Source organism: Mesorhizobium sp. FG116 (assembly GCF_057809835.1).
Genome location: NZ_JBMDKS010000003.1, coordinates 102,182 through 127,550 on the forward strand (window position 1 = coordinate 102,182; position 25,369 = coordinate 127,550).

General features: G+C 61.9%; 24 protein-coding genes and 1 tRNA gene. 6 read left to right on the forward strand and 19 right to left on the reverse strand.

All coding sequences use genetic code 11. The features are described 5' to 3' along the window. Positions 1-18: 18 nt before the first annotated feature. A complete protein-coding gene (locus ACODTY_RS04110) occupies positions 19-1,722 on the reverse strand; it encodes a multiheme c-type cytochrome (RefSeq protein ID WP_488993016.1) in 1,704 nt (567 codons plus the stop codon). Between the two features lie 208 nt (positions 1,723-1,930). On the opposite strand from ACODTY_RS04110, the gene ACODTY_RS04115 reads away from it, so the two are divergent. Further along, positions 1,931-2,098 carry a hypothetical protein gene (locus tag ACODTY_RS04115; RefSeq protein ID WP_488993017.1) on the forward strand — a complete coding sequence of 56 codons (168 nt, stop codon included), beginning with the start codon at positions 1,931-1,933 and terminating at the stop codon, positions 2,096-2,098. Positions 2,099-2,271: 173 nt separating this feature from the next. Here ACODTY_RS04115 and ACODTY_RS04120 read toward each other — a convergent pair. After that, positions 2,272-2,348: transfer RNA gene (locus tag ACODTY_RS04120), tRNA-Arg, on the reverse strand. Between the two features lie 167 nt (positions 2,349-2,515). Beyond that, positions 2,516-4,003, reverse strand: a complete 1,488-nt coding sequence (locus ACODTY_RS04125; protein WP_488993018.1) for a sensor histidine kinase — start codon at positions 4,001-4,003, stop codon at positions 2,516-2,518. A gap of 404 nt (positions 4,004-4,407) precedes the next feature. Here ACODTY_RS04125 and rpmH point away from each other — a divergent pair, with 404 nt between their 5' ends. The 3 genes from rpmH to yidC are packed head-to-tail and all read left to right on the forward strand — an operon-like array spanning position 4,408 to position 6,723. Continuing rightward, positions 4,408-4,542, forward strand: coding sequence for a 50S ribosomal protein L34 (gene rpmH, locus ACODTY_RS04130; protein ID WP_008833937.1), 135 nt, complete (start codon positions 4,408-4,410; stop codon positions 4,540-4,542). Between the two features lie 16 nt (positions 4,543-4,558). Next, a complete protein-coding gene (gene rnpA / locus ACODTY_RS04135) occupies positions 4,559-4,912 on the forward strand; it encodes a ribonuclease P protein component (protein WP_488993019.1) in 354 nt (117 codons plus the stop codon). Positions 4,913-4,920: 8 nt separating this feature from the next. Beyond that, complete coding sequence (yidC, locus tag ACODTY_RS04140) at positions 4,921-6,723, forward strand: membrane protein insertase YidC (RefSeq protein WP_488993020.1); 1,803 nt, start codon at positions 4,921-4,923, stop codon at positions 6,721-6,723. Positions 6,724-6,796: 73 nt separating this feature from the next. On the opposite strand, the gene proX is transcribed toward yidC, so the two are convergent. The 16 genes from proX to infC form a co-directional block, all read right to left on the reverse strand. Continuing rightward, positions 6,797-7,831: a glycine betaine/L-proline ABC transporter substrate-binding protein ProX gene (gene proX, locus ACODTY_RS04145; RefSeq protein ID WP_488993021.1), complete on the reverse strand. Its 1,035-nt coding sequence runs from the start codon at positions 7,829-7,831 to the stop codon at positions 6,797-6,799. A gap of 75 nt (positions 7,832-7,906) precedes the next feature. After that, a complete protein-coding gene (locus tag ACODTY_RS04150; protein ID WP_488993022.1) occupies positions 7,907-8,824 on the reverse strand; it encodes an ABC transporter permease in 918 nt (305 codons plus the stop codon). 5 nt (positions 8,825-8,829) lie between these two features. Next, the gene (locus ACODTY_RS04155) at positions 8,830-9,924 is read right to left on the reverse strand and encodes a quaternary amine ABC transporter ATP-binding protein (RefSeq protein ID WP_488993023.1); all 1,095 of its coding nucleotides are present in this window, start codon (positions 9,922-9,924) and stop codon (positions 8,830-8,832) included. 278 nt (positions 9,925-10,202) lie between these two features. Then, entirely contained in the window at positions 10,203-11,120 is a 918-nt protein-coding gene (locus ACODTY_RS04160; RefSeq protein WP_488993024.1) for a LysR substrate-binding domain-containing protein, read from the reverse strand. Between the two features lie 100 nt (positions 11,121-11,220). Then, the gene (gene hrpB, locus ACODTY_RS04165) at positions 11,221-13,701 is read right to left on the reverse strand and encodes an ATP-dependent helicase HrpB (protein WP_488993025.1); all 2,481 of its coding nucleotides are present in this window, start codon (positions 13,699-13,701) and stop codon (positions 11,221-11,223) included. A gap of 122 nt (positions 13,702-13,823) precedes the next feature. Beyond that, positions 13,824-14,084 (reverse strand): hypothetical protein, encoded by a 261-nt coding sequence (locus tag ACODTY_RS04170; protein WP_488993026.1) that lies wholly within the window; start codon positions 14,082-14,084, stop codon positions 13,824-13,826. Between the two features lie 92 nt (positions 14,085-14,176). Beyond that, positions 14,177-15,163 carry a Gfo/Idh/MocA family protein gene (locus tag ACODTY_RS04175; RefSeq protein ID WP_488993027.1) on the reverse strand — a complete coding sequence of 329 codons (987 nt, stop codon included), beginning with the start codon at positions 15,161-15,163 and terminating at the stop codon, positions 14,177-14,179. A 78-nt stretch (positions 15,164-15,241) separates the two neighbouring features. Continuing rightward, the gene (locus ACODTY_RS04180; RefSeq protein ID WP_488993028.1) at positions 15,242-15,823 is read right to left on the reverse strand and encodes a YceI family protein; all 582 of its coding nucleotides are present in this window, start codon (positions 15,821-15,823) and stop codon (positions 15,242-15,244) included. A gap of 66 nt (positions 15,824-15,889) precedes the next feature. Next, on the reverse strand, positions 15,890-16,477 hold the full coding sequence (locus ACODTY_RS04185; RefSeq protein WP_488993029.1) for a cytochrome b: 588 nt from the start codon (positions 16,475-16,477) through the stop codon (positions 15,890-15,892). Positions 16,478-16,529: 52 nt separating this feature from the next. Further along, a complete protein-coding gene (pheT, locus tag ACODTY_RS04190; RefSeq protein ID WP_488993030.1) occupies positions 16,530-18,935 on the reverse strand; it encodes a phenylalanine--tRNA ligase subunit beta in 2,406 nt (801 codons plus the stop codon). 16 nt (positions 18,936-18,951) lie between these two features. Then, positions 18,952-20,037 carry a phenylalanine--tRNA ligase subunit alpha gene (gene pheS, locus ACODTY_RS04195; RefSeq protein WP_488993031.1) on the reverse strand — a complete coding sequence of 362 codons (1,086 nt, stop codon included), beginning with the start codon at positions 20,035-20,037 and terminating at the stop codon, positions 18,952-18,954. Continuing rightward, entirely contained in the window at positions 20,034-20,909 is an 876-nt protein-coding gene (locus ACODTY_RS04200) for a serine/threonine protein phosphatase (RefSeq protein WP_488993032.1), read from the reverse strand. The genes pheS and ACODTY_RS04200 overlap by 4 nt, the downstream gene beginning before the upstream one ends. 190 nt (positions 20,910-21,099) lie before the next feature. After that, a complete protein-coding gene (rplT, locus tag ACODTY_RS04205; protein ID WP_042637600.1) occupies positions 21,100-21,501 on the reverse strand; it encodes a 50S ribosomal protein L20 in 402 nt (133 codons plus the stop codon). A 37-nt stretch (positions 21,502-21,538) separates the two neighbouring features. After that, positions 21,539-21,742, reverse strand: coding sequence for a 50S ribosomal protein L35 (rpmI, locus tag ACODTY_RS04210; protein ID WP_027166935.1), 204 nt, complete (start codon positions 21,740-21,742; stop codon positions 21,539-21,541). Between the two features lie 181 nt (positions 21,743-21,923). Next, on the reverse strand, positions 21,924-22,580 hold the full coding sequence (locus ACODTY_RS04215; RefSeq protein ID WP_488993033.1) for a methyltransferase family protein: 657 nt from the start codon (positions 22,578-22,580) through the stop codon (positions 21,924-21,926). A 96-nt stretch (positions 22,581-22,676) separates the two neighbouring features. Next, positions 22,677-23,213, reverse strand: a complete 537-nt coding sequence (infC, locus tag ACODTY_RS04220) for a translation initiation factor IF-3 (RefSeq protein ID WP_082549711.1) — start codon at positions 23,211-23,213, stop codon at positions 22,677-22,679. A 216-nt stretch (positions 23,214-23,429) separates the two neighbouring features. On the opposite strand from infC, the gene ACODTY_RS04225 reads away from it, so the two are divergent. Both ACODTY_RS04225 and ACODTY_RS04230 read left to right on the forward strand, forming a co-directional pair. Further along, positions 23,430-24,200: an alpha/beta hydrolase gene (locus ACODTY_RS04225; protein ID WP_488993034.1), complete on the forward strand. Its 771-nt coding sequence runs from the start codon at positions 23,430-23,432 to the stop codon at positions 24,198-24,200. A 2-nt stretch (positions 24,201-24,202) separates the two neighbouring features. Beyond that, positions 24,203-25,345, forward strand: a complete 1,143-nt coding sequence (locus ACODTY_RS04230; RefSeq protein ID WP_488993166.1) for a benzoate/H(+) symporter BenE family transporter — start codon at positions 24,203-24,205, stop codon at positions 25,343-25,345. The last annotated feature ends 24 nt before the right edge of the window (positions 25,346-25,369 follow it).

The window sequence follows — 25,369 nt, forward strand, 5'->3', positions numbered from 1 at the left end:
CATCTCCCCTTTGCGTGGCTAGTCGCGACGACGGCGGCGGAAAGCCGGCAGGAGCATGAGGCCAAGCCCGAGCCCAGCGAGCGTAACGCCCGCTCCCCCTGCTGCCGCTCGCTTCATCGGCGTGTCGAGGTCCAGCCAGCCTTGTTTGCCGCCTGCGGCTTCAAGAGCTTCCACCCGCTGCATGAGCGCAGCCTTCTCACGCAGTTGCGTGTCGGTGTCCTTGATACGCGCCAGGCTGCGGATCAGGCGTGACCAGCCTTCCGAATAGGTGAAGCCACCGGGATGCACATGGGCAAGGCCCTTGAAGTGCTTCATGACGTGCTGCTCCCACATTTCCGCGAACTCATAGTCGATCGCGGTCGGGAAGTTGCCAGCCGAGAAGAACAGCCCGGCAAAGGCGCCCGCGCTGTCGGCGTCAGGCTTGGGAGGAGCCGGACGGTTGGTTGTCTGGCCAACAAGGAGCTTGTCCTCATAAAGCTTGTTCATGACGCCGCGAGCTTCCTTGACCAGCTCGATGCCCTGCTTGGTGCCGTTGTCCATCATATCGAGATAGGAGCGGGCAAAGGCCGGCGAGTGGCAGTTCGAACAAGTCTGTATCCAGGATTCCTTGCGGTCGGAGAACCATTCGTGGTCGAGATTGTCGGCAATCTCCGGCTTCGGCTCGAAGCCCCAGCGAACCTTGCGCACGAGGTTGTGGCCATATTCTCCGTTGAATTCCATGTGGCAGGTCTGGCATGTCGGGCCGGTTTGGCCACCTTCGCCAAGCGCGGCCGCCAGCGGCTTTTCCCAATCCCACGAAGCGCCCTGCGTCTTGTAGACGACGCCGTGCTTGGACAGGCTGAACGCCTCGAACTCATTGTGGTCGACGCCATTGTGGCAAGTCGAACAGGCTTCGGGCTTGCGCGCCTCGGCGGCGGAGAATTCGTGGCGGGTATGGCAGGAATTGCAGGTGTTCTGCATGGTGTGGCAGAGCGAGCAGCCATCGGCAACTTCGCGCTGCGCCATGCCGGCCCAGATCGCGGTTTCCACGTTGGCCTGCCATGACAGGGCATGAGAAGGCCGGCCGGCCGGCCACTGGTCTTGCGGCCAGGTTATGGTGTCGCGTTCCGATTCGCGTTCGGCAAACTGCTGCACATGGCACTGGCCGCAATTGGCCGCATCCGGCATGTGGAGGTCGGCCTTGTGGTTTCCTGCCTGCTTGCCGATGCCCATGTGGCAATCGATACAGCCGACATCGCCAAGCTTCTGGCCTTCAGGCAGCACGCCCATCGAATGAAGATTCGCCTCGACCTGGTCGATCAGTTCCTTCTTGTAGGCGCGGGAATCTTCAGCCGGCAGGTTGCGGATTTCGTTAAGATCGCCGTGGACGCTCTTCTGCCATGAATGGACCCAGCCCGGCGTCACGCTAGTATGGCATTCCACGCATTCGTCACGCTTGGCTTCGAAATCCATGTCGGGGGCGATGTAGAGTGTCTTCGGATCGAGGTAGCGCGTAAACGGCGTCGGTTCCCAAAGTTCTCCGAAAGCGCCCTTGCCATGCCCCTGCTTGGGATCGTGGTAGCGCTTGACCAGCGCATCGTAGAGCTCCTTGGGGGAAGCTTCCTTGGTCAGGCCGAGCGCCGTATAGGTCTCGTCAGGTATATCCGCCCGCGCAGGCAGGGAGAATAAAAGTAGCGCCGAGCAAAACAACCCGAACAGCAGGTGAAACAGATGGCGTGGCATGTAGATCCCCCGATCCGGCTTTCCGATCACGCCTTAAATTTGCACAAGCTCCAAAAAGGCGTAGGTCCATCGGGATCAAAAGCCATGGGGCCGCTCGAGAGGCAGGTTTACCAATGCGTGAACCACGGAATTCGGATATCGCGGGCTAACTGGCGCCCCAAAAATTGTGAGTTCAGTCAAACAGCTCTTTGACGCCATCGAATCCCGCATGGTCGATAAAGACGATGCGGCAGCGAAAGAGCGCATCGCCGGCCTCAAGGTGCTTCGGGATCAGTCTACGACCAACGCCGAGCGGACACAGGCGACGCTCGACAGTGCCGATAGCCAAACCATCAGCCTCGCTATGATCGATGATTTTTCGCGGACGGCCCGCTAGGCGCTATACCTTGAAGACGGCGACTATCGGTGGGATCACCTGCGCGCGCTTGCGCAGCGCGTTGAGGTTGCCCGCAAAGAAGTTCGCATCATAAGATCGAAATCGGAACTGCTCCGCGCCTTGGTTGCCACTTCCAGCTTGGATTCGGCGGCGTTCGCAGTTCTGTACTGAAATGGCGCGCCCGAAGAGATTCGAACTCCTGACCCCCAGATTCGTAGTCTGGTGCTCTATCCAGCTGAGCTACGGGCGCGCACTAGGCCTGCATCGACAGACCACGCGAACCGGCTTCGTCAGCCAGTCGCGAACGTGCCGTGTTCACTAGCGGCTGATTTTCGGAAATGCAAGCCGATCCGGCAAAAGATTTGCAAGGGGCAATAGCCACAAGCTGACCAAAGCGCACCGCCGTTTAACCATCACTCAACCGGAGCGCCGCAGTCCGGAACGGGCCTGATCGAGGCGAACCGGTTGGTCCGGAATGATGACCGCGAAGGTGGTGTCACCGCCAGTGTTCCTTACAAGCTCGAGCGTGCCGCCATGGGCGCGGACCAGTTCCTGCGCAATCGCCAGGCCCAGCCCGGTACCGCCGCTGCGCGCCGAGCCCCGGAACGCCGCGAACAGATTTTCGAGCGCTTTCGGCGGCAGGCCTGGCCCCGTATCGGTGACATGGATATGGCACACGCTCCCAACGCGTTCGGCCGAGATCGTCAGGCGACGAACAATGACGCTCTCAGTATCGCCCGCCATTGCCTGCACCGCATTGCGGCCAAGATTGGTGAGCACGCGAAACAACTGGTCTGAATCCGCGTCGATCTCGAATTCCTGCTCAATGGCATTCACCAGTTCGATTTCGTTGTCGGCGCCGAGAACGTCGTGAACTTCATCGACCAACTGGTGCAGGCGCAACTTGCGCCGGGACGGCGGCGGCTCTTGCGTGCGGCCATAGGCAAGCACGCCTTCCGAATAGGAAACCGCCCGGTCAAGTGCACGCAAAAGTTTCGGTGCGAAGGCCTGCACGGTTGGATCCTTGGCCATCCGCAGCCTGTCGGAAATAAGCTGGGCGGTCGCCAGCATGTTGCGCATGTCGTGATTGATCTTCGAAACGGCCAGCCCGAGATCGGCGAGGTGCTTGCGTTCGGCCAGCATCTTCTGCAACCGCTCCTGCATCTGGAACAGTTCCCGCTCGACAACGCCGATTTCGTCGGATCGGGCAGCCGGCTGGATGATGCGGCCCGGATCTTCTGGCGCCTGCGAAAAAGCCAGCATCGAACGGGTCATCGTGCGCATGGGCCTGATCATGATGCGATCAATCGCGGCATAAACCAGTGTTGCCGTGAACAGCGAAATCAGCAGCGACAGAAAAGCCACGTTGCGCGAATAGGTGAGCATCGCGCTGCGCAGACCCCTGTCGGGCATGATCAGTTCGAATTCCTTGTCGCTTTCGCCCACCGGGCCGGTGACGCGAAGCATGCGCTCACCGCCGAAGACCAGCGTGTCGAGTGCGCCCGTCACTTCGTCAACCATTGAAGAGTTGGCGAGGTCGATATGTTCGTCGACCTGTGGCGGCATGTCCGCCACCACCAGGAGGCGCGACACGCCGTCGTCACGCACTGCAATAGCCTTGGCCCCGATGGCCATCAACACATCGTTTTGCGCTGCACGCGACAACGAAGCCGGGTCGCCCTGGACAAGAACGATCGAAACGGCAGCCGCGGTGCCAAGCCGCTCCTGCAGCCAGCTTATCCTGTAGCTCGCTATAGAAGGAAGGAAGATGAGGACTTCAGCCAGAAGAACGAACACGATGGTCAGGAACAGAAGCTTTGTCGAAAGCCCCCGCGCCAACGGCACCGTGCGGGCCGGTTGACCCTCCACGGAAGCTTCGTCGTCGGCAGGAAGTTCCTGGCTCATTTACTTCCGATCCAGAGGCAGTTGCGGCTTCCGTTCAAACATCGATCCGCTTCCCGTCCCGTGCAGCCTGTTCAAGCTTAACCCTTTGGAATGCAATCGGTCCGGCCACTCCACTGCGGCGTTGCCAAAGAAGTGAATGGCGCGAGCCGCGATTGAAAGATATAGAAACAATCGGCCTATGTCTGTGTGGTAGCTAACGCAACTGCGTCTGCTTTGCTTCCAATTGCGGAAAATCCGTGATTCGGACCGCGCATTGACTTCCAAAATGCTTGTCCCTATAAGCCCGCTCACGCTCGGGCCAGCACTCCCGGCGCGGTTTCGGTCGCGCCAAACAGGACCCGGCATAGCTCCTGTTGCACCAGTGACAGTTCCAAGAAGGGCCGCACGCCGCGGTATTAAAACAAATGAAGCGTACCTACCAACCGTCCAAACTCGTCCGCAAGCGCCGGCACGGCTTCCGCGCGCGCATGGCCACCAAGGGAGGCCGTGGCGTTGTCGCTGCTCGCCGCAACCGTGGCCGCAAGCGTCTCAGCGCCTGAACGGAAGACGAGATCTTTGCCCGCTGCAGGCAAGCCAATAGGCCAAAAGCCAGGTCGGCTTCTTAAACGCGCGGAATTTCTGGCCGTCCGGCGCGGCGAAAAGCGTCGTGGGCGGCTTTTTCTCGTTGAGGCGCTGGCGCGTGGTGACGTTGATGTGCCGCGCGTAGGTTTCACCGTCACCAAGAAGGTGGGCAACGCTGTCGTGCGCAACCGCATCAGGCGGCGTCTCAAGGAGGCCGTCCGCACGCACGCGGCGGATGACATGGCGACCGGCAATGACTATGTCATCGTCGGGCGCGAAGACGTGCTTGGTACACCGTTCGGATTGCTTAAGGCCGAGCTCTCGCGCCGCTTGCGCGGATCACGATAGGGTTTTCAATGGAAAACAACCGTAACTTCTTCATCACCATCGCGCTGTCGGTGCTGATCCTGACGCTGTGGCAAGTCTTCTATATGAACCCGCGCATAGAGGCGCAGCGTGAAACCGCCAAGGTCGAAGCAAGCCGCGCCGAAAGCGAGGCTGCCAAGACGACAACGCCCGCCGGCACCGGAACAGCAACACCAGGCGCCATTCCGACGACATCGGGCGGCGAAGCGGGAGGCATCCTCGGGCGCGAGGAACTGATTGCTTCAACGCAGCGCGTCAAGATCGACACGCCACGCCTGCAGGGCTCGATCAACCTGAGTGGCGCGCGCCTCGACGACCTCAAGCTCAAGCAATACCACGAGACTGTCGACAACAGCTCTCCCGAAATCGAACTGCTCAACCCGGCGGCGCTACCCAACGGTTACTATGCCGAAATCGGTTTCGTCGGCAGTGACGCAACGGGCGCGGCTCCCGGCCCGCAGACCGTGTGGACGGTCGATGGCAATGCGACGCTGACGCCCACGACGCCCGTGACGCTGACCTTCACCAACGAAAAGGGCTTGATCTTCAAGCGCACCTATTCCGTTGACGCCAACTACATGTTCACGGTGTCCGACACCGTTCAGAACACGAGCGCGGCCGATATCACGCTCTCCAACTACGGTCGCGTCACGCGTTTCGACAAGCCGACGACCGCCTCGATCTATGTCCTGCATGAAGGCCTGATCGGCGTCACTGGCGAGGAAGGCCTGCAAGAACACAAGTACTCCGCAATGGAGGACGACAAGCAGTTCACGCCCGGCAAGTCCACCGACGGCTGGCTCGGCATCACCGACAAATACTGGGCGGTGACGCTGGTACCGACGGCAAAGCAGCCTTTCCAGCCGCGCTTCGCCTATTTCGACGACGGCCGCCCGCGCTATCAGTCCGATTTCCTCAGTGATCCGATCACCATCGCCGCAGGCCAATCGACCACGGTGGAATCTCTGGTCTTTGCCGGCGCGAAAGAAGTCGGCACCATCAATGCCTATGAGCAGGAACGCGACATCCGCCGCTTCGACCTGCTGATCGACTGGGGCTGGTTCCACTTCATCACCAAGCCGATGTTCTGGCTGATCGACACGCTCTACAAGCTGCTCGGCAATTTCGGCCTCGCCATCATCGCCACCACCGTCATCGTCAAGGCGGTGTTCTTCCCGCTGGCCAACAAGTCCTACGCTTCGATGGCCAACATGAAGAAGGTGCAGCCGAAAATGGTCGAGATCCGCGAGAAATACGCGGACGACAAAATGAAGCAGCAGCAGGCGATGATGGAGCTCTACAAAACCGAGAAGATCAATCCGATTGCCGGCTGCTGGCCGGTGGTGATCCAGATCCCGGTGTTCTTCGCGCTCTATAAGGTTCTCTACATCACCATCGAAATGCGCCATGCGCCGTTCTTCGGCTGGATCCAGGACCTTGCAGCGCCCGATCCGACGTCGCTGTTCAACCTGTTCGGCCTTTTGCCCTTCGCCGTGCCGACGCTGCTGCACATCGGTGTCTGGCCGCTGATCATGGGCGTCACCATGTTCCTGCAAATGCGCATGAACCCGACGCCGCCCGATCCGACACAGGCGATGATCTTCACCTGGATGCCGGTGATCTTCACCTTCATGATGGCCGGGTTCCCGGCAGGCCTTGTCATCTACTGGGCATGGAACAACCTGTTGTCCATCATCCAACAGGGCGTCATCATGAAGCGGCAAGGCGTCAAGATCGAGCTTTGGGACAACCTCATAGGCATGTTCCGAAAGAAAGAGTCTCCGGCGAAGTAGCCTAACGGCCAGACATCAAACAAAAAGGCGGGATTTCACGATCCCGCCTTTTGCATTTCAGTGGCCGCTATCCTTACTTGGCAGCCTGCTTTGCAGCCTCGATCCAGCCGTCGAATTCCTGCTGGTGGGCCTTCACCCAATCGGCAGCCTGGCGCTCCAGGTCGGCAGGCTTGTCCTCGCCTTTGTACATCTGCGCGTTCTGGGCAAAGATGTCGTCGAGCGGAATGCTCATGACTTCGAACAGCTTCTTCGCTGCCGGATTTTCCTCGAGGAACTTGTTGTTGGCGACGACCTGGATGTCGTTGGCCGGCCAGCCCATCTGGCAAGGATTGTCGGCGCACCCCTTCACGTCAGGAATAGCGGTCTGGTTTTCCATTGCCTTCTGGTCGTCGGGCAGGGAAGGCTGAGAAACCTGCAGCCACACCACATCCTGGTCCGGCTTCAGCATGCCGACCGTCCAGTTCGGCGTCCACGTATAAAAGAAGATCGGCTTGCCCTGCTCGTACCGGCTGATCGCATCGGCCATCGAAGCCGAATAAGCCGCCTGGATCGGCGAAACCGTATCACCCAAGCCATAGGCCTTCATCTGGTGCGTGATGGTCAGTTCGCAGCCCCAGCCCGGCGGGCAGGCGACGAGGTCGGCCTTGCCGTCGCCATTGTCGTCGAACAGCTTGGCGATCTCCGGCTTCTTGAAGTCGTCGATCAGCTTGATGTTGTGGGCATCGGCAGTCTTCTTGTCGATCAGGTAGCCCTGCAACGCGCCGCCCTTGGCGACATAGCCGACGGTGCTGGCCTTGTCCTTGATCTCTTCCAGATAGGTGTTGTGGAGCGGGAACCAGCCGCTCGCCCAGAAGTCCATGTCGCCTTGGCCTACGGCCTGATAGAAGGGTGGATTGTCGAGCGCCGTCGGCCCCTCTACCGTATAGCCCAGCGTCTCCATGGCCTTCTTGTAGACTTGGGCCTGAAACCACTCCGTATCCCAAGTCGGCTGACCCATTTTCACGGTCTTGCCCTCGCCCGGCAGCGATTGCGCCAGAAGCGGCGATGCGCTGAGCGCAAGGGCCGTAAGCGCCCCTCCCAGGCAATAAAGAAACTTGTTTGCGGCCATTTCACACTTCTCCCTGTTGTGCTGCGCTTTGCGCAGATCTGCTCCCGAACTCATGTGTCATTGGAATTTCGCGGGCTATCCTTCCTTGCTGCCGGAGGTGCCCGCGCCCTTGTGGCCGTCGCCCAGCGCCTGGGTGACCCGGTCGAGGATGATCGCCATCAAGACGATGCCGAGGCCGCCAATACCGGCGTAGCCGACATCCAGCCTGCCGAGACCCGTATAGACGGTAAGCCCGAGGCCGCCGGCGCCGATCAGCGCGCCGATGACCGCCATGGAAAGCGCCAGCATCAGCGTCTGGTTGACGCCCGTCATGATGGTGCGCAGCGCCAAAGGCAGTTGGATTTCCCAAAGTATCTGGCGCGGCGTCGAGCCGAAGGCGCGGCCGGCCTCCACCAACTCGCCCTGAACCTGGCGGATGCCCAGATTGGTCAACCTCACCAGCGGCGGCAGCGCGAAAATGATGGTGGCGATCACCGCCGGCACCATGCCGACGCCAAACAGCATGACGATCGGCACGAGGTAGACGAAGGAGGGGATGGTCTGCATCACATCGAGGATCGGCCGGATCACTGCAGCCGTGCGGTCGCTGCGGGCCGCGGCGATGCCAGCGGGAATGCCGACCACTATGCAGAACACGACCGCCGTGACGATCATGGCGAGCGTAATCATCGTCTCCTTCCAGAGCCCGATCCAGTCCAGCAGCAGCAGGGATACGAACGTAAAGACCGCTACGCCCCGGCCCGCCGCCCGCCACGCGGCAAACACGGCCAACACGAGGAGAACGACGAACGGTATTGCCAGAAGCAGGGCTTGCAGCCCGTCGAGCAATTGCGCGATCGGCCATTGCAGCGCTCGGAAGAATGGCCGCAACGCAGGCACCAGCCAGTCCTTTACCGACCACTGGATCCAGTCATCGAGCGGCAGCGTGCCGTAGTGCGACGGGCGGGCAATATCGGTGGCGGTTTGCAGGCCAGCCAAAGCGTCTGATGACATGACCCTCAACCTCCTTCGCTTTGCGAGCCGCCCGCCAGCACGTTCGTTATGTCGGCAGCGGTCACCAGGCCTTCCGGCTGGCCTGCGGCATCCACCACGACCGCCGGGCGGTTTGCCGCCACCAGACCAAACGCCTCATGCAACGGACGCGCACCTTCGATGGTCGCCGCTCCATCCGCCAAGAGCTTTCGCAGTGCCTCTGCACTCGCCGCCTGGCGTATCGCCGACCGCACCGGCAGCACGCGGCTACTATCGATATCGCGGGTGAACGCGGCCACATAGTCGTCGGCGGGTTGCAGCACGATGTCGGCAGGGCGGCCCACCTGCGCAAAGCGGCCATCCTTCATCACCGCGACGTGGTCGCCTAGCGTCAGCGCCTCGTTGAGGTCATGAGTGATGAAGATGATGGTGGTGCGATAGCGGCGCTGAAGTTCCAGCAATTCACCTTGCATGTCGCGTCGGATCAGCGGGTCGAGTGCGCTGAACGGCTCGTCCATCAGCAATATCTCGGGGTCGAGCGCGAGCGCGCGGGCAAGCCCGACGCGCTGCTGCATACCGCCGCTCAAATTGGCGGGATAGCGTTCAGCCCAACCACCAAGACCGACGCTGTCAAGCGCCTTCAGGGCCTTGGCATTGCGCTCCGCCTTGGCGAGCCCGCGCATCTTGAGGCCATATTCGACATTTTCTGCCACGGTCCTGTGCGGCAACAGGGCGAAGTGCTGGAAGACCATGGTGATCTTTTCCAGCCGCAAGGCCCGGAGCCGTTCCTCCGGCGCAGCGACAATATCCTCGCCATCGATCTCGATTGCGCCTGCCGAAGGTTCCTGCAGCCGGTTCAGGCAACGGACGAGCGTCGACTTGCCGGACCCTGACAATCCCATGACGACGAAGATTTCACCGGCATCGACCGAGAAGGAAATATCGTTGACCGCGACAACCGTACCCGTCTTGGCAAGAATCTCGTTCTTGGAAACCCCTTGCCTTGCAAGCGCGAGCGCGGCCTGACCGTTTGCGCCGAACACCTTGCTGACGTTCCTGACCGCTATGCGTTTGGCTTGCGCTCCGGTGCCATCCGATGCCGTTTTGGGAGCCTCCTGCATCAGCGCGCACCACCGATGAAGGCAAGCTGCGCAGCGCGCGGATTTGCGCGACCAATTCGGGCAAACGTTCGCAGCCACGTCAGGCTTGCGCTGTCAAAATGGATCTCGGTTCTGAGCATGGTGGCTGCCGCTACCCCTCATTCTTGAGCCTACCCGCCTTGCGGATACGGCTTCCCGCACAGGCTCATGATTTCAAGCCTGTCCCATGCTTGTAAACTGCACGGTCGAGAATGGTATGCATTACCATTGGTAATGCTACTGAGGGCCGATGAGCGGATTTATGGCTTGGGCAAGTCGTCCGTTTCAGACCGAATCCATCGCAGGAATGGTTCGACTTGAGGTTTGGCAGGCTGCGTTTTCTTCAAGACGATGAAATAGGCTTCGCGCGTGCGCAGCGACTCCGCGGAAACTCTTACCAGCTGGTTGCGGTGCAACAGGTCTCGCACCAGCCTGTGCCAACCAAGTGCAATACCTTCGCCGCGCATGGCGGCGTGGATGGCATCGGTATAGAAGCTGCAGCTCAGCGTCACGTGGCGAGGGTCCGCGTCGTGGCCGAATGCCTTCAGCCATTCCTCCCATCCGATCCAGCTCGCATCCTGCGAGTCGCTGACGATAAGATTGTGCCGCGTGAGGTCGGCAACACAATCAGGCGAACCGTGACTGGCCAGATATTCGGGGCTGCAGACGGGGAAAACATCGTCGTTGAACAGGGCAATCGCCTTGCCATCCGGCCAATGGCCGTCTCCATAGCGAATGGCGATATCGATGTCTTCGCGCAGCAAATTGACGTTGCTGTCCTGGCTGACAATCTTGAGACGGACCTGAGGGTTTGTCCTACGAAATTCGGAAATCTTGGGCAGCAGCCAGAAATGCGAAAAGGCCACCGATGCGGCAATGACCAATTCTCCTGCATTCTTGTCATCGGTTAGCGAGCGGACCGTGCGGGCGATGGCGCCCAGAGATTCCGACATCGACTTCGACAGCGTGCGCCCCCGATCCGTCAGTTCGATGGAGCGATGAAGGCGACGAAAAAGCTGGAAGCCAAGGCTCTGCTCAAGGGCTTGAACCTGCCGGCTCACGGCCGCTTGGGTGATGCCCAGTTCTTCGGCCGCCCTTGTAAAACTCATACGCCGCGCCGCAGCTTCGAATACCACCAAAGCTGTCATCGGGGGGAGCTGCCGGCGAAATCCAGACATGAGCCTGCCTTATGCTTGACGTCTTGAGGCGACCTCGCCGGAATTTATGGCACACAAGTCTCTGTTGCCCAAAGATTTCGTGACCGAAGGCCTTGCCTGGTCAAGTTCCGCGCGGCTTGGCACGGCTGGTTGCAGCAGCCAGAACCGGATTTTCCGGCCAGACATGCCTGGGGTAACGGCCGCGCATCTCGGTTCGAACATCCGCCCACGATCCGCGCCAGAACCTCGGCAGGTCACGCGTGGTCTGTATCGGCCGATGCGCTGGCGACAACAGTTCCAGCGTCAACGGCACGGTTCCGCCGGCAATCGACGGATGGGCATCAAGGCCAAACAATTCCTGCACACGAATGGCCAGCACCGGCTGTTCGCCGTCATAGCGGATCGGCACATGGCTTCCGGACGGCGCTGAAAAATGCGTCGGCGCCAAGGTATCGACACGCCGCTGCAGATCGTGCGGCACCAGCGACATCAGTCCCGATGTCAGCACATCACCGCTTATGGCGGCAAACGAAGCCGAACCGCTAAGGAAGGGCAGCAGCCAATCGTCCAGCCGCTCTTTTAGCGCTTCATCGGAGACATCCGGCCACGGCGTTCCGAGACCGAGATAGAGCCAGGACAGGCGCTGGCGGAGCGTCTCGGCCGGCTTGCTCCACGGCAGCGATGCAAGGCCATGTGCGCGGGCTGCTTCTATAATCGCCCGGTCGGCTTCCGCACCGGTCGGCGGCGGCAGCATCTTTTCGGACAGCACGATTGAGCCGAGCCTGCTTTGCTCGCGCACGCGCACGCTCTTTCGTTCGACATCGAAGGCAGTCTCGCGCCGGCTTTCGATGCTGTCGGCAAGGCCCGTGCGAATATCGGCTTCAGTCACAGCGGCAGCCGCCGTAATGCGTGCGTTTTGCGCCTTGCCCTGCAGGTCGGCGACGACGAGATATGTCTCCCCGGCCAGTGGATCGGCAGCGTCAACCATCGCTCCCGTACCGTTTGCCAACAAGAAGCGGCCGCGTTCCCCACGCGCCTTGGCAACACGGTCCGGCCAGGCATTCAGCAGAAGAGCGCCGGAAGCGACACCGTGGAACTGCGCATGCGCAACATCCGTCTTGCCGCCGCCCGCTGTTCGTGCAAGCCGCTTCGCCAACTCTCGCGCGGCGTTGGCGCGCGTCGACCGGTCGGCGTTAAACCGGCTCACCCGCCGCTCGAGATCGACACTGTCTCCGCCCAGGCCGCGCTCGGTGAGCAAAACAGCAAGCTGCGCCGCTTCCAGCGCCTGGCCGGATTTCGCAGCCTCCGCAACCATGTGCGCAAGCCGCACGGGAAAGGCCAGCTTGCGCATTGCTTGCCCGGCATCGGTCAACCGCCCATCCCCGTCGATGGCATGGAGCGCCGTCAGCAGGCTGCGCGCCTCCTTGAGCGCAGGCGAGGGCGGCGGATCGAGAAAGGCAAGGCTGGCCGGATCGGCAACGCCAAAGGCAGCGCAGTCCAGCAGTAATCCCGACAGATCGGCGTCGAGGATTTCAGGCGGCGTGAAAGCCGGCAAGGCCGCCGTCTGCTCGGCCCGCCACAAGCGGATGGCAACGCCCGGTTGGGTACGACCGGCACGCCCTGCCCGCTGTTCGGCCGAAGCCTTCGAGGCGCGCACCGTTTCCAGCCGGGTCAGGCCGCTGGCCGGCTCATAGCGCGGCAGGCGCGACAGTCCGCTGTCGACAACAACCCGCACGCCATCGATGGTGATCGAGGTCTCGGCAATCGAAGTCGCCAGGACAACCTTGCGGCGACCGGCAGGAGACGGACGGATCGCGGCGTCCTGCGCCTTGCCGTCCATCATGCCGTAGAGCCTGACGATATCGGTATCTGCCCCCACGTGGCCTTCAAGACGTTCCGCCGTGCGCTCGATCTCGCGTTGACCGGGCAGGAAGGCAAGGATGCTGCCGGTTTCGTCGGCGAGCGCGCCGCGAATGGCCGTCGCCATCGCATCCTCGATCGCGACGCCTGCCGGCCGCTCCTCGTGACGAACTTCTACGGGAAAGGCCCGTCCCTCGCTCTCGACAACCGGCGCGTCGCCCAGCAGGCTGGCGACACGCGCGCCGTCAAGCGTCGCCGACATGACGAGCAGCCGCAGGTCGGGCCGCAACGCGCCCTGCACGTCGAGCGCCAGCGCGTGGCCGAAATCGCCATCCAGCGAGCGTTCGTGAAACTCATCGAAGATGACGGCGGCAACGCCCGGTAAATCCGGATCGTCGAGGATCATGCGCGAGAGCACGCCTTCGGTCACGACGAGGATCCTCGTCCGCGCCGACGTGCGGTTCTCCATACGCATGGCGTAGCCGACCGTCGCACCCGGTTCTTCGCCTAGAAGAGCCGCCATGCGACGGGCCGCGGCGCGCGCCGCCAGCCGGCGCGGTTCGAGCAGCACGATCTTGCCGGTGCCGATCCATCCGGCATCGAGCAGCGACAGCGGCACCAGCGTCGTCTTGCCCGCTCCGGGAGGCGCCACCAGAACCGCCTTGTTGCCGACGGAAAGCGCCTCGCCAAGCCGTGGCAAGGCGGCGGATACCGGTAGCTCGGGCAGAGTTGGCACAGTCATCCAACGCAGGTCTTTGGCGGGCTCATCAAGCCACCCGCATATCAGCCGGTCACGCGTAAGCGCAACCAGCAGTATCCTGGCAAGGATCGGGGTTGATCAAGACAAGAGGTGCGCGCAACGCCCTACTCTGCTGCGTTGGCTCCATCGCCAGCTTCGCCAGCGCCGTCCTCGCTGTCGTCATCGACATCAAGGATCGTGGCCAGTTCGTCGACGCTGAGCTGAATCGTGTAGCGCTGGTTCGAGGCCGTGCTGTAGATATCGCGCGCGACAAAAGTCAGCGTCACGTCCTCGCTCGAAATCGCAATATGCTCGCGATCCAGCGGCCCGTCGAAAATGACCTTGGCTTCACCGTCTCGCTTTGCTGGCCGCACAGATATCTTCATGCGCAACGCCATGCACGCAGCGTGCCAACCGATATGCCCCATAATGGGACAATGACTTCGAGCTGCTACCCCCGCGCCGAATCCGCCGGCATTCAGACTGGCTCCCAGCCATCCTTGTCCCCAGCGCGAAAGATCGCGTCGATAACCTTCTGGTTCAGCACCGATTGCTCCAGCGTGAAGACGTGGTCGCCACCTCCCTTCGCGGCACGGGCGAATGTCGCGACCTCGAGCCGATATTGCTGCGCGCCGGCAAAGCGGAACACCTCGGTCCGGCTATGGTCCTGATTTTGCAATTCGATACGGTGGTGGTCATAGAGCCCGGCATTGAACGGCGAGGCGACCTCGATGAAGCCCTTGTCGCCGTGGAACACCATCACCTGCCGCGCCGCCATCTGTGTCGAAAGGTAAAACGACAGCTCGAACTCGCCGAAATCTGCGCGTATCGAGGAATAGATGTCGGTGCCGAATGTCTTGTCGCGTTCGATCGTGGCCTGCACCCGCCTCGGCTCCTTGCCGGTCACGAACCTGGTCGAAACCGTCGGATAGACGCCGATGTCCGGCAACGCACCGCCGCCCAGGTCGAGCTGGTTGCGCATATTGCCGGGATCGACGTTGTAGTAGGAAAAGGCTCCTTGCACATGCCGCAGCCGCCCGATGGCGCCGCCGGCGATCAGCTCCCGCACCTTGAGCCATTGCGGGTGATAGATGACCATGAAGGCCTCGCACACCAAAACCTTGTGCTTGTCGCGCAGCTTGATCAGCGGAGCGATGGCCTTGGCATCGAGCGCCAGCGGCTTTTCCACCAGCACGTGCTTGCCGGACTCGATGGCCTTGGCCGTCCAGTCGACATGCTGCGAGGTCGGCAGCGGAATGTAGACGCCGTCTACTTCGCTCGACGCAAGCAATTCCTCATAGGAGCCAAAGGCGTGCGGTGCGCCAAAATGGGCGGCCAGCGCTTTCGCCTTGCCGAGGTCGCGGCTGGCAATGGCCGAAAGCACGCCATTGTCCGCCTCGACGATGGCCGGCAGAAGATGCTCGCGCGCAATCTTGGCTGTCGACAGAACTCCCCAACGAAACATGCAACCTCTCCAGAAAAGTGGCGACCGGGCATTATTCTCCGGCCGTCACCAAATGCCAACCGCAACCGGCGACGTAACCTATCCGCGGCGGCCGGTCAGCATCATGTCGAACACAACCACGTTGGAATAGATCGGCGTGCCGACATCCATGCCGTAGCGCGAGCGCAAAACCTTGCCGGTGACATGAAACTGAAGGTTGCCCGACTTGAGGCCGGCAAGCTCCACCGAGAATTTTTCGGGAAACGTCTTGCCCCGCGCCGTCAGCCGGCCGGTGATCAAAGCGGTGTCGTCACCCGTGCGCTGCACGCCGGTTGAACGGAACATGATTTCCTTTTCATTGGCCACGTCGAACACCGCGTCGGAGCGCAGGAAATCATCCACCCGGCTTTCGCCCGTGACCACGCTTTCGGGGAAAATCGTGATCGCAACAGCCGAGCGGCCGACATCGTTGTTGTCGAGCCGAATGGTGCCGCTAAAGCGGCTGAAATCGCCCTTGAGCGAGCCGCCACCGGCATTGGCGATGGAAAAATGGATCGAAGAGCCATTCTGGTTGATGACATAGCGACCGGCCACTTCACTTAGCGAAACAGCGGCACGAGCGGGCAAGACTGACATGCAAATGGCGGCGATCGCCGCGAAGGCCAAGGCACGGGAAGACATCAAAGCCTCCTTCGTTGAAGGCGGTGGATCGGGGATTGCATGAAACGAACGCCCGGGCGGCACGTCCTATTCCGCCCCGCGCCGGCCATTGCCAAAAGAAGGCGCAATCATGCGCACGAGCACATTGTCCCTCGCCCAGAAGTGATGCCGGAACGCGGCCGCAGCATGCAAAGCCACCAGCGCCATCCCGGCATAGGCTAGATAGCTGTGAGCCTTCAGCCAGAAGCCCTCGGCGCTCGCCGAAATGCCGAGCGGCAGGTTGGGCATGACAAAAAGCCCGAACGGCATCGACGGTATCGCCAGCACCGAGGCCGACACCAGCGCCCATCCGGAAAGCGGCAAACCCACCTGAAACAGATAGAGCGCAAGATGCGCCAAGGGGGCCGCACGGCGCTCAAGCAAGCCCGTTTGCGCAGGCAAGCGCGGCGTGACCCCGCCAAGCCGCCACGCCACGCGCAGCACGACAAGACCAAGCAGCAGGAAGCCGAAGGATTTGTGCAACTGGATCAGTTCAAACGCAGTGCGCTGGCTGGTGACGCGCGACATTGCGAGCCCAAGCACGAACTGGCCGATAAAGAGAATGGCGATCACCCAGTGAAGGATGATCGCGCCCCAGCCATAGGTGCTGGCGGTATTGGTTAGCCGCACGCTCATGCCGTATGAACGGCTGCCGCCGGCACGCTATTCCCGGCGACGGGGAAAGGCGCTACGTCCTCAGCACGCCGCCGGTCTGCTTGGCAACGTTCTCGACGATGCGCTTGCCAAGCGCCTCGAAATCCTCGTCGGTCAACGTCTTTTCGAACGGCTGGATCGAAACCTCGATGGCGACCGACTTCTTGTCCGCACCCAGCGACGGGCCTTCGAAGATGTCGAACACCGAAACGCCGGTGACCAGCTTCTTGTCGGCGCCAAGTGCCGCACGCATCAGCGTGCCTGCCTCGACCGTCCGTTCGACCACGAAGGCGAAGTCGCGCTTGACCGCCTGGAAAGCGGAGAGCTCCAGTTTCGGCTTGGTGCGAGTCGGCTTGGCCTTGGCCTCCGGTACGGCGTCGATGAACACTTCAAAGCCGCACAGCGGTCCTGTCGCGTCCATTTCTTCCAGTGTCCTGGGGTGGAATTCGCCGAAGGTGCCGAGCACCACTTTCGGGCCGAGCTTGATCGTGCCGGAGCGGCCCGGATGATACCAGGCCTGGCCACCAGCCTCGATCTGGAGCCGTTCGACCGGCGCGCCGCAGGCTTCAAGCGCGGCAATCGCATCCGCCTTGGCATCGTAGACGCCGACATTGCCGGCATTGCCTGCCCAGTGGCGACCCGAACCGTCGAGGCCAGCCGTTCCGCGCCGCACGCCGGCGGCAACCCGGCGCTGCCCTTCGGGCGTATCGCCCTCATAGGTGCCGGAGACCTCGAACAGGGCAACGTCGCCAATGCCGCGGTCGGCGTTGCGCTGCGCGGCGGCAATCAGGCCGGGCAGAAGCGAAGGCCGCATGTCGGACATATCGGCGGCAATCGGGTTGGCGAGCTTCAACCGCTCGCTGCCGCCGCCGAACAGCTCCGCATGTTTGGCCGGAATGAACGACCATGTCACCGCTTCCATCATGCCGCGAACCGCAAGTGCGCGCCGGGCGGCACGGGTGCGTATCTGCAACGACGTCAGGATCTTGCCGTTGACGGCATCGTGGCCCGCCAGCGGCTTCGGCGTGATCTCGTCCACGCCGTGAATGCGCATCACCTCTTCCACCAGATCGGCCTTGCCGTCCACGTCCGGCCGCCATGACGGCACGATGACGTCAACGACATCGCCCTCGCCTTTGGGCACGAAGCCAAGACGGGTGAGGATATCGAGACAGGTCGCACGCGGCACGTCGAGACCGGTCAGGCGCTTCACCTCGGCAAAGGGGAAGGAGACCGAGCGATATTTGTAGGGCGCATAGCCGGTGATTTCTTCACGGCTGGGTTCACCGCCGCAAAGCTCCATCACCATGCGGGTCGCCAACTCCAATCCCGCGCCCATGAACTCGGGATCGACGCCGCGCTCGAAGCGATAGCGGGCATCGGTGATGATGCCGAGCGCGCGGCCGGTACGGGCAACGTTCAAGGGCTCCCAAAGTGCCGACTCGATCAGCACATCGGTGGTGTTCTCGTCGCAGCCCGAATGCTCACCGCCCATGACGCCGGCGATGGATTCCACTCCATTGTCGTCAGCGATCACGCACATCTCGGGCGTGAGCGCATATTCGCGCCCGTCCAGGGCCAGCACCTTTTCGCCAGCCTTCGCCCGGCGCACGACCAGATTGCCGGCGACCTTGGCCGCATCGAACACGTGCAGCGGCCGGCCGCGGTCGAAGGTGATGTAGTTGGTAATGTCCACCAGCGCGTTGATCGGCCTCAAGCCAATTGCGAGCAGCCTTTGCTGCATCCACTTGGGCGACGGGCCGTTCTTGACCCCTTTGACCAGCCTGAGCGCAAATCCGGGGCAAAGATCAGTCGCTTCGATCTTCACCTTGACCGGGCATTCGCCAGCGCCGCCAACCGGTTCGACCGCACCGTATTTCAGCTTGCCAAGGCCCGCCGCGGCAAGGTCGCGCGCAATGCCGTGCACGCTGGTCGCGTCAGGACGGTTCGGCGTCAGGTTGATGTCGATGACCGCATCGTCGAGATGCGCATAGGCAGCAAAGCTGGTGCCGACAGGCGCATCCTCGGGCAGTTCGATGATGCCGTTGTGCTCGTCCGACAGTTCAAGTTCGCGCTCCGAGCACATCATGCCGCGGCTTTCGACGCCACGGATCTTGCCGATGCCGAGCGTGACATCGATGCCGGGCACATAGGTGCCGGGGGCGGCGAAGGCGCCGATCAGGCCCGCCCGCGCATTGGGCGCGCCGCACACGACCTGCACCGGGTCGCCGGAGCCTGTATCGACGGAAAGAACGCGCAGGCGGTCGGCATCGGGATGCTGAACGGCAGTGAGCACCTTTGCGATGACGAACGGCTTCAGCGCCGCCTTGTCATCGACCGATTCGACTTCAAGGCCGATCGACGTCAGACGCTTGACGATCTCGCCAAGCGTGGCGTCGGTTTCGAGATGATCCTTGAGCCAGGAGAGTGTGAATTTCATGATCGTTTCCTCCGGCTCAGTTGCTCAGTCCGCCGAACAGCGTCGGCATGTCGAGCGGGCGGAAGCCGTAATGTTGCAGCCAGCGCACGTCGGCGTCGAAGAAGGCGCGCAGGTCGGGCATGCCGTATTTCAGCATGGCGATGCGGTCGATGCCCATGCCCCAGGCGAAGCCCTGATATTCGTCCGGATCGAGCCCACCGGCGCGCAGCACATTGGGATGAACCATGCCGCAGCCGAGGATTTCCATCCAGTCGCTGCCTTCGCCGAAGCGCACTTCGCCGGGCCGCGAGCGGTCGCATTGGATATCGACCTCGAGGCTCGGTTCGGTGAACGGGAAGAAGGACGGACGAAAGCGCATCTTCACCGAAGGCACTTCGAAGAATGCCTTGCAGAATTCCTCCAGCACCCACTTCATGTTGGCGACGTTGGCGGACTTGTCGACCACCAGCCCCTCGACCTGATGGAACATCGGCGAATGCGTTGCGTCGGAATCCTGCCGGTAGGTCTTGCCCGGAATGACGATGCGGATCGGCGGCTTCTGCGTCTCCATGGTGCGGATCTGCACCGGAGAGGTGTGGGTGCGCAGCACCTTGCGCTCACCTTTTTCGTCCGGCTGGAAGAAGAAGGTGTCATGCATTTCGCGCGCCGGGTGCCCTTCGGGGAAATTCAGCGCGGTGAAATTGTAATAGTCGGTCTCGACATCCGGCCCTTCGGCGATGGCGAAGCCGAGGTCGCCGAAGATCGCTGCGATCTCGTCGATGACCTGGCTGATCGGGTGAATGCGACCGCGCTCTGCCGGCGACTGGCGCACCGGCAAGGTGACGTCCACCTTCTCGGCTTCGAGCCGTGCGGCAATGGCGACGTCCTTCAGTTCCGCCTTGCGGCTGCTCAACGCCTCGGTGACGCGGTTTTTCAGGCCGTTGATCGCCGGGCCTTTCACCTGGCGCTCTTCCGGGCTCATCGTGCCCAGCGTCTTCAGCATTTCCGATATCGAGCCCTTCTTGCCGAGCGCCGACACGCGCACCGCCTCGATAGCGGCTTCGTCGGCGGCGCTGGCGACAGCGTCGACCAGCGATCGTTCAAGTTGATCGATATCCGTCATGATTGTCCTCTTGGCCGCTCACGGCCTGTCACTGAAACCTTGGAATTCGATGGCAGCGCCGTGCCGAGCGCCCGGCTCAGAAAGTCGGTCGCGTCGATGGCGCGGCGGCCATCCTTACCGATCAGGCCGTTCGGAACCAGACGCAGCGGAGCCATCGCTCGCGCGAAGAAAGTCGTGAGCGTGCGCAATGCCGGAATGACCTCCAGCGGCGCGACGGCGCGATAGGCGGCAAGCGCACGCGCCTGCGTCTCCGGCAGCACAGCGCGCGGCGATATCTGCAGGAACAAAAGCCAGGCATCGCGCGCCTGCGCCATCGCCAGCGGCATCACCGCTTCCGGCTCTTCCTCGAAGTCGAGAAAACCGATGCGACCGTCGCGCAGGAACACGTCACGCGGATGCGGCCTGCCATGGCAAAGGCCGGCCCGATGCGCTTCGCCGAGCGCCTTTGCGAGCTCGACGAGCAGGTCGTCGTGCCGGGATGGGTTAGCGGGAAGCGAATCCACCAGCGTCTTTTGCACGACCTCCCCGACATCGGAGAGCACCAGCACCGACTGGTTGGAAAACACGAGATCTGGAACCGCGAAGCCCGCCGCCCGAAAACCTGCCAGCTTGCGCATTTCGCGTGCGATAGCTTCCGCCGGCCCCGTTGTCGGCGACGAGCGCAGGAACGCCGGCAGCAGCGGCGAAATCAGGCTGTGCAGACGCTTGGCAAGCGGCTTGCCTTCAACGTCGTAACGCTTGATCCAGACCAGATGCCCATCGACCGAGGCGCGCGACACGCGCAACGACGCCTGCGCAACGATGAGGCGCAACAGCGTTGCCAGCCCATCGTCGGAAAGCATGTCCGTCCTGATCTCGGTGTCCTCGGTCATTCGATCCACACGAAAAACCCGCGCCAGCCCTGCCAGCGCGGGTTTCCCAAAACAGATTTGCAGAAGCTTGGGAAGGCGCTGGTTCGAAGCATGATCCCGAAAAGTTGCAGACTTTTCGGTGAAGATCATGCTCCTCACAATTCCTAGCCGCATTTTTCCCACGCGCTCGCGTCGCGAGCGCTGGAAAATGCTAGGCTACAGCGCTTTCAAAAGCATTCGGCGTCGTGTTCTTCAGGTATTCAAGCGCGACCTTGGCTTTGGCCACGAGCGCGGCGAAAGCCTGCGGCTCATGGATGGCCATGTCGGACAGAACCTTGCGGTCGATCTCGATACCGGCCTTGTTGAGGCCGTCGATGAAGCGGCCGTAGGTCAGGCCATGCTCGTGCGTCGCTGCGTTGATGCGCTGGATCCACAGCGCGCGGAACGAGCGCTTGCGGTTCTTGCGGTCGCGGTAGGCGTACTGCAGCGACTTCTCCACCGCCTGCTTGGCGATGCGGATGGTGTTCTTGCGGCGGCCGTAGAAGCCCTTGGCGGCTTTCAGGACCTTCTTGTGCTTGGCGTGGGCGGTAACGCCTCTCTTTACGCGTGCCATGTCGTGATCTCCTTAAACGCTGTCCGGACCGAATGCCTTAGAGGCCGTTCGGAAGAAAATTCTTGATGACCTTCTTGCCGTCCGGTTCAGCCAGAACCATCGTGCCGCGGGCATCGCGAATGAACTTGTTGGAGCGCTTGATCATGCCATGGCGCTTGCCGGCTGCCGCCGACAAAACCTTGCCGGTCGCAGTGATCTTGAACCGCTTCTTGGCAGCGGATTTGGTCTTCATCTTGGGCATTTTGCTTCCTTTCTCACGCGCATTTGCTGCGCTTCTGTCTTGCTTCAGGCGACCAAAAGGCCCGAAAAGCATAAAGACCGCCACGGCATGCCCTGCCGGGCGGCTTTTCTTTAACGGCGGCTCTATACGTCAAAGCCGCTCGCGGCGCAACACCCGTCGAAAGCTGCGTCGCACGCTGGTGTCAGGGCACCCTGAACAGAACCGGCAAGGTGCCGGCGATCTGTGCGCTGTCGATCATCTCGAACACCGGCATGGCGACGAGGAACACCAGCCCGTCAAGCAACGTGGTCAAAAGCAGGCGCGGCTTGAACGACCCGGTATCGCCTTCATTGTAGAGCGACAGGTTGGGAACGAACCTCGGCACGCGAGCCAGATATTCCTTGTAGGGCGCGCCCATGACTTCCGACAGGAAGCGCTCCTCGCGCAGGATGACGATGTGGAAGGCAAGCGCGCACAACAGGCCAAAGCCGATCATCGCCGTGAACGAACCCATCTGCGCGCCGACGCCGGCGGCAGCAATAGTGGAGAACACGTAGAGCGGGTTGCGGGTCACCGAATAGGGCCCACCGGTCACGACCTCGGCCGACTTGCGCCCGCCAATATAAAGCGTCGACCACAGCCGCCCGACGATGCCTAGGAAAATCATCACGATGCCGGCCATCTCGATGGTCTCGTGGACCACCGATTCAGGCGGAAACCACGACTGCCCGACCAGAAGCAGGGCAAACAACCCGACGACCAGCACCGCCAGCACATAGCGGCGGGTGCGCTGATAATTGCCGAGCGTCGGGCGATCCTGCCGACCAGCAGCCCTTTGTTCCAAGACACCACCGTCCATGTCGAATCCACCCGTTTGCAGCCTGCCATGATCGACACCACGGCACGGCGGCAAGAAAAAGGCGCCCCACCGAGGCGCCTTGCAAAAATCAGGCCGTCAGCGCGGCGACAGCACCATCATCATTTGGCGGCCTTCCAGCTTCGGCTCGGCCTCTACCTTGGCGATCGTCGCGACTTCCTCGCGCACCTTGTTCAGAAGCTGCATGCCAAGCTCCATATGCGCCATCTCGCGGCCACGGAAGCGCAGCGTCAGCTTGACCTTGTCGCCTTCCTCGAAGAAGCGGCGCACGGCGCGCATCTTCACTTCGTAGTCATGGCTGTCGATGTTCGGGCGCATCTTGATCTCCTTGATCTCGATGACCTTCTGGTTCTTGCGCGCTTCGGCGGCCTTCTTCTGGCTGGCGTATTTCAGTTTGCCGAGGTCGAGGATCTTAGCGACCGGCGGATTTGCGTTCGGGGAAATTTCGACAAGATCGAGCCCGGCCTCTTCGGCGAGCAACAAAGCGTCGTTGATGGAAACTTCACCCCGGTTCTCCCCGTCGGCATCAATGAGCTGGACGCGGGGAACGCGAATATCGGTATTTGCGCGCGGTCCATCCTTGGTGGGCGCCGCTGCTTTGAAAGGTCTGCGAATGGTCGTGGTCTCCTTGAGCCGTTGAGGGGCAGGGTTCTGGTTTCATAGGTGCGGACGCGCCTATGTGGGAAGCGCGTGCGCCGTGTCAATAGCATAGCATGCATCAGAAATCATCAGAATCCACAGTTCCCCGCCTGCCCTAACCGAAGAAATCGACAGGCGGCTTTTCGGCAATGCCCGCCTATGCCACAAGACCCGGCCTGCAAGGAACACGCCATGACCGTTGCCGCACCACAGTTTCTCGACGTCGAGGGAACATCGATCGCCGTTCGCCATCAAGGTGGCGCGACACCCGGCATCGTCTGGCTTGGCGGCTACAAGTCCGACATGCTCGGCACCAAGGCCGAAGCCTTGGCAGCGTGGGCCGGAGAACACGGCCGCGCCTTCCTGCGCCACGACTATTCGGGTCACGGCGAATCCGGCGGCGCATTCGCCGACGGCACCATTTCCAAATGGCTGCGCCAGAGCCTTTGCGTGTTTTCGCAGTTCACCAACGGGCCGCAAATCCTGGTCGGCTCGTCCATGGGCGCGTGGATCGCGCTGCGCATGGTGCAGGAGCTGAACAAGGCAGACGACAGGCGCGTCGCCGGCCTTGTGCTGATAGCCCCGGCCCCTGACTTCACCGCCGAACTTGTCGAGCCGGTGCTGACCGATACGCAACGGCACGACCTCGCCACCAAGGGCTATTTCGAAGAGCCGTCGGACTATTCGGACCAACCCTATATCTATACGCGCGCGCTGATCGAGGATGGCCGCGCCAATCTGGTCATGACCGGCCCCATCGACACGCATTGCCCGGTCCATGTGCTGCAAGGCATGGCGGATGAAGCGGTGCCACACAGCCATGCGCTGAAGCTGGTTGGCCTCCTTCCCGCCGATGACGTAACCCTTTCGCTCATTCCCGATGGCGATCATCGCCTGTCGCGGCCGCAGGATCTCGACCTTCTGACCAACGCCGTGGGCTCGATCGCGGAAAGGGCTGGTTGACCGTGCGGATATCCATTCCCGTTTCAGCATTCGTCGCTGCAATCGTCGGCTTCGGCGGCACGCTTGCCATCATCATCGCCGCGGCGACGGCGGTCGGCGCGACACAACTCGAAACGGCAAGCTGGGTCACGGCGCTTTGCCTTGCCATGGCCATAGAAACGATCTGGCTTTCATGGCGAACCCGCATGCCCGTCATCACGGCGTGGTCGACGCCCGGCGCTGCCTTGATTGCGGCATCGAGCGGCTTCACCATGGGCGAGGCGGTGGGTGCTTTTCTGGTCGCCGGCGTGCTTTTGGTCGCCACCGCGCTGTTCAAGCCGTTGATGCGCCTGATCGCCAGGATTCCGGCCTCGGTGGCATCTGGAATGCTGGCTGGCATCGTCGTGACCTTCGCCACCGGCGCTGTGAAAACGATCCCTGCGGACCCTTGGCTTATCGTGCCGTTGATTGCCGCCTTTTTCCTGCTGCGGCTGGTCAACCCGCCCCTGTCCGTCCTGGTTGTGCTGATCGGCGGCGGCCTTGCCGCATTCCTTACCGGTCGCGTCGGCGGCCTGCCGGCACCCGAACTGTCGACGCTGACATGGATTGCGCCGGAGTTCACGCCGGCCGCTATCGTCGGCCTCGCCATCCCGCTCTACCTCGTCACCATGGCCTCGCAGAACCTGTCGGGATTGGCCGTGCTGCGCGCCTCCGGCTATGATCCGGCACCTGCGCCGCTGATCGGCATTACCGGACTGTTTTCAATCCTGAGCGCGCCGTTCGGCGCCTCGACCACCAACCTTTCGGCAATTTCGGCGGCCATCTGCACCGGACCCGACGTTCACCCCGATCCGGCAGAGCGTTGGAAGACAGGGCCGTTCTACGCTTTCGCCTATCTCATATTCGCGATTTTCGGCGCTTCGCTGGTGGCGATCTTTGCCGTCCTGCCGCAAAGCCTGATCGTGCTGGTTGCGGGTCTCGCCCTGCTGGGCTCACTTGCCAATGCGCTCACCATCGCCTTGCAGGACGACAAGGACCGCATGGCCGCGACCGTCACTTTTGCCGCCACAGCATCCGGCCTGACGCTGTTCGGCATCGGCTCGGCCTTCTGGGGCCTAGTTGGTGGACTGATCGTGCTTTTCCTCGACCGATTCAAAAAAACCTAGCCATTCCAGTATCTTGCCCGGATT

Excerpts from the sequence above, each read along its gene's own strand:
- ACODTY_RS04110 (WP_488993016.1), bottom strand. The coding sequence starts at position 1,722 with ATGCCACGCCATCTGTTTCACCTGCTGTTCGGGTTGTTTTGCTCGGCG.
- ACODTY_RS04115 (WP_488993017.1), top strand. The coding sequence starts at position 1,931 with ATGGTCGATAAAGACGATGCGGCAGCGAAAGAGCGCATCGCCGGCCTC.
- ACODTY_RS04125 (WP_488993018.1), bottom strand. The coding sequence starts at position 4,003 with ATGAGCCAGGAACTTCCTGCCGACGACGAAGCTTCCGTGGAGGGTCAA.
- rpmH (WP_008833937.1), top strand. The coding sequence starts at position 4,408 with ATGAAGCGTACCTACCAACCGTCCAAACTCGTCCGCAAGCGCCGGCAC.
- yidC (WP_488993020.1), top strand. The coding sequence starts at position 4,921 with ATGGAAAACAACCGTAACTTCTTCATCACCATCGCGCTGTCGGTGCTG.
- proX (WP_488993021.1), bottom strand. The coding sequence starts at position 7,831 with ATGGCCGCAAACAAGTTTCTTTATTGCCTGGGAGGGGCGCTTACGGCC.
- ACODTY_RS04150 (WP_488993022.1), bottom strand. The coding sequence starts at position 8,824 with ATGTCATCAGACGCTTTGGCTGGCCTGCAAACCGCCACCGATATTGCC.
- ACODTY_RS04155 (WP_488993023.1), bottom strand. The coding sequence starts at position 9,924 with ATGCAGGAGGCTCCCAAAACGGCATCGGATGGCACCGGAGCGCAAGCC.
- ACODTY_RS04160 (WP_488993024.1), bottom strand. The coding sequence starts at position 11,120 with ATGTCTGGATTTCGCCGGCAGCTCCCCCCGATGACAGCTTTGGTGGTA.
- hrpB (WP_488993025.1), bottom strand. The coding sequence starts at position 13,701 with ATGACTGTGCCAACTCTGCCCGAGCTACCGGTATCCGCCGCCTTGCCA.
- ACODTY_RS04170 (WP_488993026.1), bottom strand. The coding sequence starts at position 14,084 with ATGAAGATATCTGTGCGGCCAGCAAAGCGAGACGGTGAAGCCAAGGTC.
- ACODTY_RS04175 (WP_488993027.1), bottom strand. The coding sequence starts at position 15,163 with ATGTTTCGTTGGGGAGTTCTGTCGACAGCCAAGATTGCGCGCGAGCAT.
- ACODTY_RS04180 (WP_488993028.1), bottom strand. The coding sequence starts at position 15,823 with ATGTCTTCCCGTGCCTTGGCCTTCGCGGCGATCGCCGCCATTTGCATG.
- ACODTY_RS04185 (WP_488993029.1), bottom strand. The coding sequence starts at position 16,477 with ATGAGCGTGCGGCTAACCAATACCGCCAGCACCTATGGCTGGGGCGCG.
- pheT (WP_488993030.1), bottom strand. The coding sequence starts at position 18,935 with ATGAAATTCACACTCTCCTGGCTCAAGGATCATCTCGAAACCGACGCC.
- pheS (WP_488993031.1), bottom strand. The coding sequence starts at position 20,037 with ATGACGGATATCGATCAACTTGAACGATCGCTGGTCGACGCTGTCGCC.
- ACODTY_RS04200 (WP_488993032.1), bottom strand. The coding sequence starts at position 20,909 with ATGACCGAGGACACCGAGATCAGGACGGACATGCTTTCCGACGATGGG.
- rplT (WP_042637600.1), bottom strand. The coding sequence starts at position 21,501 with ATGGCACGCGTAAAGAGAGGCGTTACCGCCCACGCCAAGCACAAGAAG.
- rpmI (WP_027166935.1), bottom strand. The coding sequence starts at position 21,742 with ATGCCCAAGATGAAGACCAAATCCGCTGCCAAGAAGCGGTTCAAGATC.
- ACODTY_RS04215 (WP_488993033.1), bottom strand. The coding sequence starts at position 22,580 with ATGGACGGTGGTGTCTTGGAACAAAGGGCTGCTGGTCGGCAGGATCGC.
- ACODTY_RS04225 (WP_488993034.1), top strand. The coding sequence starts at position 23,430 with ATGACCGTTGCCGCACCACAGTTTCTCGACGTCGAGGGAACATCGATC.